The sequence below is a fragment of the Flavobacterium beibuense F44-8 genome (assembly GCF_000769915.1).
GTDB lineage: Bacteria > Bacteroidota > Bacteroidia > Flavobacteriales > Flavobacteriaceae > Flavobacterium > Flavobacterium beibuense.
In genome coordinates, this window is the sequence record NZ_JRLV01000004.1 from 205,730 (window position 1) to 220,788 (window position 15,059).

Sequence of the window (15,059 nt, forward strand, 5' to 3'; positions counted from 1 at the left end):
AAGTACAATAGTTTTTCTAATCTGCCTGTTTGAGCCTGTTTTTAATAACGCTTAAAAATAAAAGGCCTGTTATAAGTTCGGTCGCTATAAACGTAACTAAAATTCCCTGTAATTTATAAAAAGGCATTACTGTTATTATGGCTACAAGATTAACTATCACCATAATCATTGTTATACGGGTATATTGCCTGTTATAATTCCACCCTAAAACGAGCTGCTTTAATGGTACCGATAATGCAAATGCTATTGGTATTACTGCCCCTAATCGTAACAGGCCGGAAATTTCATCTACCGATTCCGCTTTAAAGTAAATAACAATCGGTTTTGATAAAACAAACAGCAACAACATTGCTATTACTATAAATACAAAGTTGGCTCCGTTAAACAGTTTCCAAAAACGTATTGCTTTCTTAGCATTGTTATCCAGTAAATAACATACTCTCGGGAAAACATAGTTAAAGAACAGTAGTATATAAGTCCTGAACATTACTACTATCCTTTCTACAATGGCATACATACCAGCAGCAGCATCTCCCATAAAGAGTTTTACCAATATTACAGGACTGTACATTTGCAGCGACAACACAGCCTGAGAGGTAAAAATGGAAAAATTATCTTTTAGATACTCCTTAACCTCTTTAAAAGAAGTGGCTCTAAAACTTATTTCATAATGGTTTTTAAGATATAAAAATGCTATTGTATTAGCTATTATCATCCCTAAGCCCCACCATAAATTAGCATAAATATAATCATCAGAAGTTTTAATAAAACAAAACACCCCCGCAACATAAATTACTTTTGAAAGAATATTAAGTATGGTAATCCATTTAAAATTTTCAACACCCTGAAAAACCCAGGTTGGATTTATAAGCTGACCTATCAAAATAGGAAGAGCCAAAAGATATAAATCCTTCTCTTTACTGAAGTAGGGTACTAGACTATACAGGGTACTCATAAAAGCTAAAACCATCATTACAAATAGTGCTTTAGCCGCATAGGTTGTACTTACAATACTTTCAAGCTTTTGTTTATTTTCCCTGTTTACGGCAACTTCCTTTACTCCTGTTATATCACTACCATAATCAATAATAACGATTAACAGAAACGAGATAGCCAGACCAGTACTGATTTTACCAAAACCATCCTCTCCGCAAACAGATATGAGATAAGGTGCAACCAATAGGGGAGTAACAAGGTTAAAACCCTGCCCAACACCATAAACCATAAGATTGATTATTGATTTTTCCTTAAGTACTTTAAGTACCCCCATTTTACTCCTTTTTTTCTATCTGAACAGAATATATTACAAGATTTCTGTCTTTGCCTTCTGTAAAAGTATCATTATCAAAAATAAACTGTGCTTTAGTTTTGGTATCTGCCTTTATCTCAAAAGGCAGTTTCATCTCATTATTATTATCATCGCCATTCAAATAGTAATCCCCTATCTTTTCATCTCCTAACTTTACCTGTAGGTGTGCGTGCTCTCCTTTTATGGGTTCTTTAGGCAGGCTGTTTGCTTTTATAACAAGATTATATTGTCCTTTTTCCAGTTTAAAACTTTCTGATGTTAGCCCTCCATTTTCAAAGAGATATAAGTTCCCGTTATCATCAATATTTTTAGGGATAAAGCTATCGGCAGATAATCGCAAAGGGAAATCCTGCTCTGTTTTCGATATATAATGCCTTGCCCAGCAATCATACAATTCAAAACTTTCTCTCATCATAAAGTTTTCATTTAAAAACGCCTCATCTTCTGGTGTTAAGTTATAAGACCTAGAGTTACCGTCAAGATACCAAAAAGATTCTTTTCGGACTTTACCCTCTTTTATTGCGTTCACATAATCACGCAGTTTCATTTCTAAAACCGGCTCCCCAGTAGGCTTAAAGAAATAACTCATAAGCCATCCCCACGAGGAAACCACTTTATCTCCCTGCGGATTGTTATTCATTATTTCGGTTGTCAGTTCCCTGTATTGTGATTTGGAAAGCTTATAATAATAGTCTTTTACAATAAAAATATCGGTTAAGGAAAGTATGACTATCATTGATACAATAAGTACCTGAGAAATCCTGTTGCGTATTTGCTCTATGGCAATGGAAAATAGTATTATCAATGCCGGAAGCATATGTATAAAATACCTAGACAGAATCATGGGCTCGTCCATATAAGACTTGATTATGGACAACGGTATGGCAAAAAATATCCAGCAGAAAAAGATGAGTGCCGAGAATATAATATTATTGGAAAGCAGAGCATGTGCACACAGCCTGTTCTCCTTTTGTCTAAAAAGATTTACAAAGTAGAATATTGCCAAAAGAAGAAACAGGAACCATAATAGTTCCGTATCACCGGTTAATGCCTTTACTATATTCGAAAAACCATCGGGACCCGGTAACGTAAGCCAACCTGATTTGTATTTAGATACTTTTAATATTAAACTGTAAGCGGGAAGTAACAGTAAAAATAGAGTTGTACCTGCTACAACACACTTTTTGAAAAAAGCTTTTCTTTCTTCTTTAGGTTGAGTATATAGTACAAACAGGGTAAGTAATACTTGTCCAAACAGGGTAAGGGCCGATACTATATGGGCATGAAACATAAGAGCAGCAAACACGCCATACCATATCGCATTTTTAACCGATGGCCTTTTAAGAAAAACTGCCAACTTATAAAAAGCCAGTGTACAGAATAAAACTAAAAGAATATACGATCTTGCCTCCTGCGAATAGGTTATATGATACAGGTTTACCGTTAAAAGTAATGCTGCTATAAGCCCTGTTCTTTTATTATGTAGTTCCTTGCCTAACAGATAAATGACATATATACTCGCTATACCAATAAATGCCGAAAAGAGCCTTGCCGTAAGTGCTGAGTATCCAAATATTGCATTAAGCCCCTTAACTATCAAAAAATACATGTGACCTATACCTTCCCTAAAAAGAATTATATGATTCATTTCCCTAAAAGTCATAGAAGGATCTGATTCAATCATGGTATGGATTTCATCAACCCAAACACTTTGATAATCTACATGAAACAGACGTAAAAACGAGGCCAATAACAGTATTGCCAATAGCCAGTAGTTTTGTTGTATATATGCTTTAATTTTTTTCATACCTGAAGAACAACTTGTTTTTGAGAAGGACAATTAGTCTTCTAAAAAATCGAGATACTTTTTAGTGTTAGGTGCATCTATATTTTTTCTGGAACTAAGCTGTAAAAGCAATACTATCAGGGTAACCGAGAATAACTGAAGTATAATACCCGTTATTATCATTATAAGGCTTGATGCCCAACCGGGTATAGCTTTTTCGGTAAAAAACTTTTGAAACAGTATATAAAAAACTCCTGTAAAACATAAAGCAATACCATAAAAGCAAAACTTTAATATTCTTACCGAAATTGAATCAAAATAAACTGAAATTGAGCTAAGCCCGTGTAATACCAGGCTGGTAAAGTTCATTTTAGACTGGCCAGAATACCTTTTACCCCTGTCTAATAAAACCTTACTGTAAGGCAGACGGGAATGCATAACAGCTCCGGAATAATGATTCCATATATTACTTAATGCTACTACCTTTTTCAATTGATTAACAGGCATAGCGCTAAAATTACCAAAGCTTATTTTTTTGCCTGTCAGGGTATTAAAAAGAACCTTATAAAACCAATATCCGGTTTTAAACATCAGAGATTCTTCCCTTTTATTTCTTTCGGCAAAAACTATAGTTTGGATTTTAAGGGTCTTTTCAAGAAGTAAGGGTATATCTTCAGGCCTGTCTTCGCCATCACTGTCTAAAACCACTACGGCATCACAATCATTAACTTCATTATACACATACTGTAACCCTATAGCTATTGCCCTTTGATGACCAACATTAACCTTAAGATTTAGTATTTTTATGTTTTCTGAACGAAAAATATCTTCTTCCGGCAATGTTACAGACCCATCGTTGACTATAACCAAATTAAACATAAATCCACTATGTTCTTTTTCCAACTGCCTAATCTTATCGGCTAAAACAACACAGCTGGTCCAATCGTTGTATAAAGGCGTAACACAGTAAACTTTTTGCATGGGCGATTAGTTATAAGGTTGCAATGAATCCTGCCAGTTATTTATCTGTAAATCAAATGTATTCTTTATTTTACTTTTATCCAAAACACTATACTGCGGGCGTTTTGCCGGAGTAGGATATGCTTCTGTTGGTATAGGTTTTAAATCTATACTCACATTATTAGTCTCAAAAATCTGTTTGGCAAAACCATACCAACTGGTTTCTCCTTCATTACTGTAGTGATAAATACCATAAGCCGTTTTACCGCTTTCTATAATTCTTAGCACTACTTCGGCCAAATCAACCGCATTGGTAGGGGTTCCCTTTTGGTCATCAATAACTCCAAGAGAATCCCTTTCGGCAGCCAGCCTTAACATGGTTTTCATAAAGTTATTGGCAAACTGAGAGTACAGCCATGAAGTTCTTACAATGTAATATTCTTTAAGTGCTTTTTCAATTTCCTGTTCGCCCTGCCTTTTGGTAAGCCCGTATACCCCCTGCGGATTTGTACTATCCAGTTCAGTATAGGGTGTTGATTTTGTTCCGTCAAAAACAAAATCGGTAGAAATATGTATTAGCTTAACGCCTCCTGCATTACAAACTTCAGCAAGGTTTTTAGCTCCGGTAACATTAACGGCATAAGCCTGTTCCTTATCCGTTTCAGCCTTATCAACAGCTGTATAAGCTGCCGCGTTAATACAATAATCAGGCTTTACTTCTTTAAACAGTTTTTCAAGCGCTGCTTTATTTGTAATATCACCCTCTTTACTATCAGCATAATAAAAAGAAAGCGAACTATGACTAGCCGCTATATGCTTAATACTTTGCCCTAACTGACCTGATGCTCCCGTGACTAATACTACCATATTGGCCTTGCATTTTTAAGGTTAGGAAGTACCTGATCCTTGTAGGATATAATCAGGTTTTCTGTAGGCAGTTGCCAGTCTATATTCAGTTCGGGGTCATTAAACAGTATTCCCCCTTCTGATTCCTTATTGTAAAAATTATCGCATTTGTAAAAAAACGATGCAGTTTCACTCAATACTATAAAACCGTGTGCAAAACCTCTGGGAACAAAAAGCTGTTTTTTATTTTCGGCTGTTAGTAATACAGTAACATGCTCACCGTAGGTAGCCGATTCCGGTCTTACATCTACAGCAACATCCAGTACCTCTCCTTCCAGTACCCTTACCAGTTTAGCCTGAGCATGTTCGCCGGTTTGGTAATGCAGTCCTCTTAATACTCCCTTTGTTGAGTGCGACTGATTGTCCTGTACAAAGTGTACCTTTTGCCCGGTTTGTTCCTCAAAACGCGCTTCATTATAACTTTCCATAAAATAGCCCCTGTCGTCATAAAAAACATTAGGTTCTATTATAAAACATCCTTCAAGTTTTGTAGGTATTGCCGTCATTTATTTAATCTAGTATACTTAATAAGTGTGTACCGTATCCGCTTTTTAAAAGTGGTTCGGCAAGTTTAGTTAATTGTTCTCTGTTTATAAAGCCCATTTTATAGGCAGCCTCTTCTATAGCACCAATTTTAAGTCCCTGGCGTTCCTCTATTACCTGTACAAACTGTCCTGCCTGCATAAGGGAGTTAAACGTCCCTGTATCCAGCCATGCCGTCCCTCTGTCCAGTATACTTACCTTTAGCTTACCGCGTTTAAGGTATTCCTTATTCACATCGGTAATTTCCAGTTCACCACGGGCACTTGGCTTTATGTTTGCCGCTATTTCAACCACGTCATTATCATAAAAATAAATACCAGGCACTGCATAATGTGACTTAGGGTTTTGAGGCTTCTCCTCTATAGACAGCACATTGCCCTGAGCATCAAAATCTACTACGCCATAACGCTCAGGGTCGTGCACATGATAGGCATAAATAATCCCTCCGTTTGGGTCGTTATTGGCCTGCAATAAATCAGAAAGGCCTGTACCATAAAATATATTATCGCCCAGTATAAGGGCTACTTTATCATTACCTATAAATTCCTTACCTATTATAAAGGCTTCTGCCAGTCCGTTAGGATACTCCTGTACGGCATATTCAAAGTTACAGCCGAGACTCGATCCGTCACCTAAAAGCTGCCTGAACAATGGCAAATCATGAGGAGTGGAAATAATAAGTATTTCCCTTATTCCCGACCATATAAGTGTTGATAAGGGATAGTATATCATCGGCTTATCATAAATAGGCATAAGCTGCTTACTTACCGCTAAGGTTAACGGATGCAGCCTGGTTCCCGATCCGCCGGCTAATATTATTCCTTTCATAGTTGTTTATTTTGTGAGTTTATGCAAATACCATTCTATGGTCTTTACAATACCTGTTTCAAAATTCTCATCGGCTTTCCAGCCCAGTTCGTTCTCAATTTTTGTTGCATCGATAGCATAACGCATATCATGCCCCGGCCTGTCTTTTACAAAAGTTATAAGCTCGTTGTATTTACCCGATTCACGAGGATGTATTTCATCCAGTAAATCACATATCTTATTGGCTATATACAGGTTGTTTCTTTCGTTTCTTCCACCAATATTATAGGTTTCCCCGGCTACACCTTTTTTGTAAACCAATTCTATCCCCTTACAGTGATCCAGCACATAAAGCCAGTCCCTTACATTTTCTCCGGTTCCGTAAATAGGAATGTTTTCTCCTGATATGGCTTTTCTTATTATAGTTGGTATAAGCTTTTCCTGATGTTGTTTTGGTCCGTAATTATTAGAACAGTTAGTAGTAACAACATTCATTCCATAGGTATGGAAATAACTTCTCACCACCATATCGCTTGATGCCTTTGAAGCACTGTAAGGACTATTTGGCGCATACGGGGTTTCTTCGGTAAACAACCCTTCCTTGCCCAGTGTACCATACACCTCATCAGTAGAGATATGATGGAAACGACAGTCTTTATAGGCTTCTTTGTACTGATTTGGGGATTCCATCCAGTGCTTTCTGGCAACATCAATCAAAACAAAGGTTCCCATAACATTGGTTTGTATAAATGCCTCAGGTCCCGATATAGAATTGTCTACGTGTGATTCGGCAGCAAAATGAATTATCCCCCTAAAATCATACTCCTTAAACAGTTGCTCTATAAGCTCCCTGTCACAAATATCCCCCTGTACAAACTTGTAGTTTGGATTGTTTTTTGCCTCGGTGAGATTAGCTAAATCTCCGGCATAGGTAAGTTTATCTAAATTAACCAATAAAACATCGTTATTGGCCTGTAAAAAATATTCAACAAAATTAGCACCTATAAATCCGGCACCTCCTGTTACTAGTATCGCTTTATTCATTCTCTTTTATTAGAATCTTTCTTTTGTTTACCTGTCTTTTATAAAACGATACAAACCATGCTAACAGCACAAATACCCCTATAAATATAACAGGATAAATTATTTTCATCTTTCCTCTTAAAACTGTTGGTTCATTAACATTAAGTACTACGCTTCCGTCTTTAATTATCTTAGAGTAGTTAACAAGATCAACTCGGTTTCTTGCCTGTTCATCTACCAGTCTTTGCTTTTCTTTTAAAACCTCATCAAGTGCTTTTTCTTCATTGAATACAACAGAATTACCCGACATTTTATTAGCATAACTGTCCAGAATACCATCTATCTGTTTTAAAAGTGTATCGTTTGCAGCAATCTTTATTTCCATATTTTTTGTCCATTCTTTTTGCATGGATTCTAAAAATGGATCATTGTTTAAAAACTTCATTATCCCATCAACTGTTTGTTGATTAGACCATTCAGAAGAAAAATAATTTATAACATGAAACTTATAGTTCTTGCTGGTAGTCTTATCTTCCATTATCTTATTAATATCGCCATTATCGGCCATAAGTTTAAGTATCATGTATTTTGTTTCATCTTCTTCTTCCCTTACAAAATCATAAATATCAACAACAGGCTCTACCTCTACTTTTCTAATTTGTTTTGTACTTTTAATTCCGAGATTACTGAAAAAAACAGAATCACCAACTCTTGAATTGAGAAAATCAGCCTGAGAATATAAATAATCCACACTCTTAAAATTAGGGATTACAAAAATTTGATTTTTGTAATAAGGTCCTTTTTTATAGTCTTTATAATAACCAAACCCTGCCCCTACTATAAATAATAGAACAAGAACAATAATATTGCGCTTTACAAACTGTACTGCATTAAAAAAAGAATCTCCGGTTTTAGAAAAATAACCTTTCACTTTTCCGGAAACATAATTAAAATCTAATTCCTTATCATAAGGACTATTTGTGTTTTCAGCCATAGTTTATCTGACATTAAATATTTGTTCTAAAATTTTAATTGTAATTAAATAAGTAGGTTTCACTCCTGTTGTACCTAAGCCACCCGAAGCAAGTGTACTACCTGTTTCAAGCGGATTATCTGACGCATAATAGGCATATCTTACCTTTACATCAGGGTTAATACTCCTGCGTATTTTTGAGGCCGACTGTATGGCTTTTTGATAATAGGCTCCTTCCATCTCCAGGCCTATAACACCCCAGGTAGACTCGTTAAAAAACTTAAGCAAGTCCCTGTTTTGAAGTGATGTACCTAAAACGGTTACCATAGCACCGGTATACACCGGTATACCGTGTCCTTCCAATAGTGCTGCCTTTAACTCGTTTTCAAACGGATAATTATCTCCTGTACCTTCGTTTATATGTGCCGAAGGTATCATAATATCACCCTTATTACCTTCAAGTATACCGGCTTTACCCATTATGGAAACCGATTCTATATCAAGGAAGGTTTTTGATTTATGCTCCTTAAATGGTTTTAACAGTTCATCAATAGTTTCATAAGCCTGCTCACCAAAAGCATAATCCATAACTATTAATACCGGTTTTACCCCTCCCTGTACGCCATTTTTAAACGGTGTACCTGTAAAATCAATAGCTGCCGTATCAAATATCTGTACGTCTATATTAGTGCCCGATGTATCGGGGATAAATATCATTCCGTTTTTTAGAGCCTCTTCTTCAATTCTTGCTCTTTGTTCTCCGTTACCGGTTTTGCTTAACTCTTCATAAATAAAGTAATCAGGCTTACCTTTAAACTCTTTACTCAATACCTTTTCGGCAAAAATTGAATTCATCACACTGTGCATATTAGCACTTATAATGTGAATAGGCCTTTCTAAAAGTCCGTTTTGTTTAAGAATGGTTTTTATATTATTGGCCCAAATCTCTCCATGAATATGATGCCCTAACCGTTCCCTTAAAATAGGACTAAAAGTTATGGTTCTTTTTGCACCGCCCATGGCCTCATCAATAGCCAGTTTACCCAACCAGTATATTATATGCAAAAACCTGTCGGGCATTTCTGCCGAACCAAAAGCATCATAAATATCCAATACTTCCGAAAATGTTCTTCCCAATACCGAAGACACATGCGAAATGGCTTTTTCCCTTTCTTCCAGTGTAAGCTTCTTTTTTTTCTGAAGCACTATTTGTTCGAGTCTAAACCAGTCGTGGGTAATTTCGCCGTTATCGTCTATAAGTACCCTGTCTTTTATTTTATGCGATTCTATAAAAATAAAAGTAAGGTGGGTAAGTATATCATATATATCCGATCTGCCTCGGGTAATTTCCACATTCATCTGCTCGTCATCAATACGGTAGCAGTTTCTTCTTCTTTTAGGCGGCACTATGGCCTTAAAATGTGATTTGGAATATCCTTCATCTGATGTAAGGCTTATAAAACGGCATTGCTCTATACCTATAGGCAAACGCTCTATAACATATAACAGTCCGTTAAGTTCGGCCTTCTCCTCTGCTATCGACCCGTAAATTTCGGGTCTTAAAAGCAAAAGTGCTTCCCTGAGCGTATCGCCCGATACTCCCATGGGTTTATAAAAACCACGGTTTAAAAGATGGCGCATTGTAATATACAAACGCTCAATTGCCGCAGAAGATTCCTGCGCCTTGGATCGGGATGTATTCTTAATGCCCTGCATAATCTTTTAGTGTTTTAAGGCAAATGTAGGATTTTATTTTTTACTTATGTTAAAGCCTGTATATCCTGTTAATTAACAAACGGGTTTACAGCGCATCTGCTATTTTTCTGTCGTTAGACAGTCTTGGCAGTTTATTTTGCCCGCCCAGCTTCCCTATTGATTTCATGTACTCCTGAAAACCGTTTCTACCCACTTTAGTAATTACCACTGTACGCAGTATATTGCCTGATATCAAATCGTCATAATATACATTTTGTTTTCTCATGGCCTTATCAATAGCCAGAGAAAAAGCATTCATATCTGTAGGCTCTTTTTCAAATTCAATAAACCATTCATGGTATGGTAAACCGCTATCCGGATTAATTTGCGGAGCTACAGTAAATTCATTTACACGTACATCTGTACCTTCCATTGCTTCTTTAAGGGCATTCTCTACTTCCTTGCCTATAACATGTTCTCCAAAGGCCGATATATAATGCTTAATCCTTCCGCTAACAATAACCCTGTATGGTTTTGTAGATGTAAACTGTATTGTATCGCCTATATTATAACCCCATAAACCGGCATTGGTAGAAATAATCATTACATAGTTAATACCCAGTTCCACCTCGCCAATGGTATAGCGTTTAGGATGCTCATTAAAAAACTCATCTGCTTTTATAAACTCATAAAATATACCTGAGTTAAGCAACAGCAACATTCCTTTTGCATTTTGTTTATCCTGATAGGCAAAAAAACCTTCTGAAGCCGGAAACAGTTCAATACTGTCTACCTTTCTTCCAATAAGATTTTCAAACTTAGCCCTGTAGGGTTCATAATTTACCCCACCATATATAAACAGGCTGAAATTTTTAAATATCTCGCCTACCTTTTTATGTCCTTTTTTCTCCAGTCTTTCAAAATACATTTGTACCCACGATGGTATTCCCGAAATAACCGACATATCCTCATTGTAGGTCTCCTCCACTATGGCATCTACCTTTTGTTCCCAGTCGTCAATACAGTTGGTTTCCCAGCTTGGCATGCGGTTGCGTTGCAGGTAAGCTGGTACAAAGTGTGCTACTATTCCCGAAAGCCGGCCAAACTTAATCCCGTTTTTCTCTTCCAGCTCAGGACTTCCCTGCAGGAATATCATTTTACCGTCTACAAATTGGGCTTTACCCGTTTCATGAACGTAATGCAGTATGGCGTTTCGGGCTGCCTCAATATGATAAGGCATAGACTCTTTTGTAAGCGGAATATATTTTGCCCCCGATGTAGTTCCTGATGTTTTGGCAAAATACAATGGTTTACCCGGCCAAAGTACATCTTCCTGTCCTTTAACCACCTTTTCCACATAAGGTTTTAAGTCCTCATAATCTCTTACAGGTACATGTTTTGCAAAATCAGCGTGCGATCGTATGCCTTCAAAATGATGATCTTTCCCAAAATTGGTTTGTGCTGCTTTTGCTACGAGCATTTCTAAAACCTTTTGTTGGGTTTCCACAGGTTTTTGAGCCCATTTTTGGGTATCGTTGTATATTTTTTTAGCAAACAGTTTTGCTGCAAACGATTTTATAGACATAAGTTATTATTCAAAATCAATAAACTGGGTTGGGTTAATAGGATAACCGTCCTTCCATAATTCAAACTGTAGGTGCGCTCCTTTATCAGCATCTTCCGATGTTCCTGCCATAGCTATTACCTCACCCGATTTTACTACATCACCCTGTACTTTTGTTAGAGATGAAGCTTTTTTATATGCCGAGATAATACCGTCGTTATGACGAATGATAATTACATTACCCTGTATAGGAGTCCAGTCTGAAAATAATACTGTTCCTGCCGCTACCGATTTTACCGGTGTATTTGCCGCAAGCATAATATCTACAGAAAAATGCTTGTCTTTAGCATTATAATTCTCGGTAATATGTCCTTTTGCCGGGGCGAATAATACCAGGTTTACTTTTGGCTGCGCCTTTTCAAACAGGTTATACTTGTCTTCCAGTGCTACCTGTTCCCTTAATTTCAGCTCTGCCTCTTTTGGTGCCAGGTCTACATTAGCGTCATTATGTTCGGCAGCTATTATAGAATCCCTGTTAAGGGCAGCATGTTCAATATCTCCGGTTAATACTTTTCTTATCGAAGCCAGATAAATGTTATTCTCATCTAATACTTTTTGAAGCGAGTCTGACTTTATAGCATTATCAATAGCATCTTTCTTCAATTTTGAAGATGAATAACCCGGTATATATTCCCTTAAAGGAGTAAATGCAATTATATAGGTTGTAAGGGCTATCATAACGATACTTATTAGCGTTAGCCCCACAAAAACATTCATTAAGTTAAGCTTTAAGGAAAATATTTCCTCAAACGAATCTTCATTTAATATTACAAGGCGGTTTTTTGTAAAGAGTTTCTTTCTGATTACCTGCCTTTTACGCTTTTTACCCGACATATTTCCTGTTTAATTCACAAATATACTAATACCATAGCCTCCTGCAATACGGTATATTAGCTAAAAATCTTTAAAATTCTATACTTTAACGCAAACCAATACTAAATATTTGCCGTAAATAGTTATTGTAAATTATTTTATATTTAACTTTGTCGAAATAATCATTTTATTTATTGTAATTATGAACATGTTAGCAATTTTTTTAGGAGCAGTTGGTCCGTGGCAAATAGCAGTTGTTGTGGTATTAATCGTGCTATTGTTTGGCGGAAAGAAAATTCCTGAATTAATGAGAGGCCTTGGATCTGGTATTAAAGAATTTAAAGATGCAGCGAAGGATGACCAGCCGGCAAACTCAAAAAATGAGCAATCTCAAAAAGAAGAAAATAAATTATAATATTTGTTTCTATACATAAAAAACCCTCTAAGTAATGCTTAGAGGGTTTTTTATTTTTTTACAATACCATGGTAAGCTGTATTCTTTTTCTGGTCTCATCGACCTCAAGTACCTTAACTTCTACATGCTGATGTAGTTTTACCACCTCATTCACATCACTCACAAAACCGTCCTTTAACTGGGAAATATGCACCAGTCCGCTTTCTTTGATACCTATATCCACAAAACAGCCAAAATTGGTAATGTTATTCACAATACCCGGTAATATCATCCCGATGTGCAGGTCGTTAATAGACCTTACGTTAGGATCGAACTCAAATACCTTTGCCGACTTCCTTGGATCCAGTCCCGGTTTTTCAAGCTCCTTTAAAATATCTTTAAGACCAAGTACCCCAACATCTCCGGTTACATAATTGTTTACCGGAATTTTGGCTATAGCCTCTTTGTTAGAAACTAAATCGGCAGTTTTAAGTTTCATATCCTTAGCCATTTTTTCCACTATACTGTAAGCCTCAGGGTGTACAGCCGAATTATCCAGCGGGTTTTTAGCGTTTGGAATCCTTACGAAAGCCGCCGCCTGCTGATAGACCTTATCCCCCAGCCTTGGCACTTTTTTAAGTTGTTTTCTGTCTTCAAACGGACCGTTCTCACTACGGTAGTTTACTATATTTTCGGCAAGCTTTTCGCCAATACCCGATACATAACCTAACAGCGATTTACTCGCCGTATTGATATTTACACCAACCGAGTTTACGCAGCGCATAACCACTGTGTCCAGTTCGTCTTTAAGTTTACCCTGATCCACATCGTGCTGGTACTGACCCACACCAATGGCTTTAGGCTCTATTTTAACCAGTTCGGCAAGCGGATCACTCAGCCTGCGCCCTATGGATACTGCTCCCCTTACGGTTACATCGTAATTAGGGAATTCATCCCTTGCTATTTTTGATGCCGAATATACCGATGCTCCTGCTTCGCTCACTACAAATACCTGTACGGGCTTATCAAAGGCTATTTTTTTAATGAAATGTTCAGTTTCGCGCGATGCCGTTCCGTTACCTATGGAAATGGCATCTATTTTATAGGCATTTACCATGGAACGTATTTTTTTCATGGCAACGGCAGTATCCTTTTGCGGCGCATGTGGGAAAATGGTCTCGTTATACAACAAATCGCCTTTCTCGTCAAGACAAACTACCTTACAGCCTGTACGAAACCCCGGATCTATAGCCAGTATGCGCTTTTCCCCAAGTGGAGGGGCTAACAGCAACTGACCCAAATTTCCGGCAAAAACACCAATAGCGGTGGCATCGGCTTTGGCTTTGGCTTCCTGCAATACCTCGTTTGAGATAGCCGGAGCCAGCAGGCGCTTATAACTGTCCTTTATTGCCAGCTTTAGCTGGCCGGCGGTTTCGCGGTTGTTTTTGATAACCGACTGCTCCATAAAATCGATTGCCTCATCGCTGTCTATATCTACCTTAAATTTAATGATACCCTCGTTTTCGGCACGTAGTATTGCCAGTACCCTGTGTGATGGCGCTTTAGCCAGATTTTCACTCCAGTCCAGGTACTGTTCAAATTTTTTAGCCTTTTCCTCATCGGCACCTTTAACCTTTTTAGTAGTTATCTCCGCCTTACGATTGTACATCCGCCTTAGGTTTTTACGGATGTACAGGTTTTCATTTACCCATTCGGCAATAATGTCGCGGGCACCCTGTAGTGCGTCGTCTTCATTTGCCACTTTATCATTAAGGTATTTTGATGCTATATAATCAATATCATCACTGTTTTGTGCCATGATGATTTTTGCCAACGGTTCCAGTCCGTTTTCACGGGCGGTGTCGGCTTTTGTCTTTTTGCGTTTTTTGAACGGAAGGTAAAAATCCTCCAGTTCGGTGATATCAAAGCTGGCATCAATTTTCTGCTTTAAATCGGGCGTTAGCCCGTTTTGCTCCTCAATACTCTTTAAAATCGCTTCTTTTCGCTTTACAATAGCTTCAAAGGCCTGGTTTAGCTTGGCTATCTGTTCTATTACCACCTCATCAAGATTGCCCGTTCTGTCCTTTCGGTAACGCGCAATAAAGGGAATAGTACAGTCTTCACTTAGCAGTTGTAATATATTTTCTATGCTTTTTACAGGAGCGGTAACCTGCCCCGAAATGAATTGGATGTTTGTCATTATTCAAAAATATGAACTACAAACAT

Annotated in this window: 13 protein-coding genes; 1 reads left to right on the forward strand and 12 read right to left on the reverse strand. The window is 37.4% G+C overall.

Annotation, left to right across the window (positions count from 1 at the left end; genetic code table 11):
* Positions 1-16: 16 nt before the first annotated feature.
* From Q763_RS04590 to Q763_RS04640, 11 genes are all read right to left on the reverse strand, one after another.
* Positions 17-1,270 (reverse strand): oligosaccharide flippase family protein, encoded by a 1,254-nt coding sequence (locus tag Q763_RS04590; RefSeq protein WP_035131682.1) that lies wholly within the window; start codon positions 1,268-1,270, stop codon positions 17-19.
* A 1-nt stretch (position 1,271) separates the two neighbouring features.
* Positions 1,272-3,116: a glycosyltransferase family 39 protein gene (locus tag Q763_RS04595; RefSeq protein ID WP_035131684.1), complete on the reverse strand. Its 1,845-nt coding sequence runs from the start codon at positions 3,114-3,116 to the stop codon at positions 1,272-1,274.
* Between the two features lie 33 nt (positions 3,117-3,149).
* The gene (locus tag Q763_RS04600; protein WP_035131686.1) at positions 3,150-4,076 is read right to left on the reverse strand and encodes a glycosyltransferase; all 927 of its coding nucleotides are present in this window, start codon (positions 4,074-4,076) and stop codon (positions 3,150-3,152) included.
* A gap of 6 nt (positions 4,077-4,082) precedes the next feature.
* A complete protein-coding gene (gene rfbD, locus Q763_RS04605; protein ID WP_035131688.1) occupies positions 4,083-4,922 on the reverse strand; it encodes a dTDP-4-dehydrorhamnose reductase in 840 nt (279 codons plus the stop codon).
* Entirely contained in the window at positions 4,916-5,467 is a 552-nt protein-coding gene (rfbC, locus tag Q763_RS04610; protein ID WP_035131690.1) for a dTDP-4-dehydrorhamnose 3,5-epimerase, read from the reverse strand. The genes rfbD and rfbC overlap by 7 nt, the downstream gene beginning before the upstream one ends.
* A gap of 4 nt (positions 5,468-5,471) precedes the next feature.
* Positions 5,472-6,332 carry a glucose-1-phosphate thymidylyltransferase RfbA gene (rfbA, locus tag Q763_RS04615; RefSeq protein WP_035131691.1) on the reverse strand — a complete coding sequence of 287 codons (861 nt, stop codon included), beginning with the start codon at positions 6,330-6,332 and terminating at the stop codon, positions 5,472-5,474.
* 6 nt (positions 6,333-6,338) lie between these two features.
* A complete protein-coding gene (rfbB, locus tag Q763_RS04620) occupies positions 6,339-7,355 on the reverse strand; it encodes a dTDP-glucose 4,6-dehydratase (RefSeq protein ID WP_035131692.1) in 1,017 nt (338 codons plus the stop codon).
* The gene (locus Q763_RS04625; RefSeq protein WP_035131693.1) at positions 7,348-8,328 is read right to left on the reverse strand and encodes a hypothetical protein; all 981 of its coding nucleotides are present in this window, start codon (positions 8,326-8,328) and stop codon (positions 7,348-7,350) included. The genes rfbB and Q763_RS04625 overlap by 8 nt, the downstream gene beginning before the upstream one ends.
* Positions 8,329-8,331: 3 nt before the next feature.
* The gene (locus Q763_RS04630; RefSeq protein WP_035131694.1) at positions 8,332-10,023 is read right to left on the reverse strand and encodes a DUF6909 family protein; all 1,692 of its coding nucleotides are present in this window, start codon (positions 10,021-10,023) and stop codon (positions 8,332-8,334) included.
* Positions 10,024-10,108: 85 nt separating this feature from the next.
* Positions 10,109-11,587: a GH3 family domain-containing protein gene (locus Q763_RS04635; protein WP_035131695.1), complete on the reverse strand. Its 1,479-nt coding sequence runs from the start codon at positions 11,585-11,587 to the stop codon at positions 10,109-10,111.
* Positions 11,588-11,593: 6 nt separating this feature from the next.
* A complete protein-coding gene (locus Q763_RS04640; protein ID WP_035131696.1) occupies positions 11,594-12,460 on the reverse strand; it encodes a M23 family metallopeptidase in 867 nt (288 codons plus the stop codon).
* A 187-nt stretch (positions 12,461-12,647) separates the two neighbouring features.
* Here Q763_RS04640 and tatA point away from each other — a divergent pair, with 187 nt between their 5' ends.
* A complete protein-coding gene (tatA, locus tag Q763_RS04645; RefSeq protein WP_084596007.1) occupies positions 12,648-12,854 on the forward strand; it encodes a twin-arginine translocase TatA/TatE family subunit in 207 nt (68 codons plus the stop codon).
* A gap of 58 nt (positions 12,855-12,912) precedes the next feature.
* Here tatA and Q763_RS04650 read toward each other — a convergent pair whose 3' ends face one another.
* Positions 12,913-15,033 carry a Tex family protein gene (locus Q763_RS04650; RefSeq protein WP_035131699.1) on the reverse strand — a complete coding sequence of 707 codons (2,121 nt, stop codon included), beginning with the start codon at positions 15,031-15,033 and terminating at the stop codon, positions 12,913-12,915.
* Positions 15,034-15,059: the final 26 nt, after the last annotated feature.

What these genes read in the sequence shown, in the direction of transcription:
- Q763_RS04590 (WP_035131682.1), bottom strand. Translation starts at nt 1,270, where the DNA reads ATGGGGGTACTTAAAGTACTTAAGGAAAAATCAATAATCAATCTTATG.
- Q763_RS04595 (WP_035131684.1), bottom strand. Translation starts at nt 3,116, where the DNA reads ATGAAAAAAATTAAAGCATATATACAACAAAACTACTGGCTATTGGCA.
- Q763_RS04600 (WP_035131686.1), bottom strand. Translation starts at nt 4,076, where the DNA reads ATGCAAAAAGTTTACTGTGTTACGCCTTTATACAACGATTGGACCAGC.
- rfbD (WP_035131688.1), bottom strand. Translation starts at nt 4,922, where the DNA reads ATGGTAGTATTAGTCACGGGAGCATCAGGTCAGTTAGGGCAAAGTATT.
- rfbC (WP_035131690.1), bottom strand. Translation starts at nt 5,467, where the DNA reads ATGACGGCAATACCTACAAAACTTGAAGGATGTTTTATAATAGAACCT.
- rfbA (WP_035131691.1), bottom strand. Translation starts at nt 6,332, where the DNA reads ATGAAAGGAATAATATTAGCCGGCGGATCGGGAACCAGGCTGCATCCG.
- rfbB (WP_035131692.1), bottom strand. Translation starts at nt 7,355, where the DNA reads ATGAATAAAGCGATACTAGTAACAGGAGGTGCCGGATTTATAGGTGCT.
- Q763_RS04625 (WP_035131693.1), bottom strand. Translation starts at nt 8,328, where the DNA reads ATGGCTGAAAACACAAATAGTCCTTATGATAAGGAATTAGATTTTAAT.
- Q763_RS04630 (WP_035131694.1), bottom strand. Translation starts at nt 10,023, where the DNA reads ATGCAGGGCATTAAGAATACATCCCGATCCAAGGCGCAGGAATCTTCT.
- Q763_RS04635 (WP_035131695.1), bottom strand. Translation starts at nt 11,587, where the DNA reads ATGTCTATAAAATCGTTTGCAGCAAAACTGTTTGCTAAAAAAATATAC.
- Q763_RS04640 (WP_035131696.1), bottom strand. Translation starts at nt 12,460, where the DNA reads ATGTCGGGTAAAAAGCGTAAAAGGCAGGTAATCAGAAAGAAACTCTTT.
- tatA (WP_084596007.1), top strand. Translation starts at nt 12,648, where the DNA reads ATGTTAGCAATTTTTTTAGGAGCAGTTGGTCCGTGGCAAATAGCAGTT.
- Q763_RS04650 (WP_035131699.1), bottom strand. Translation starts at nt 15,033, where the DNA reads ATGACAAACATCCAATTCATTTCGGGGCAGGTTACCGCTCCTGTAAAA.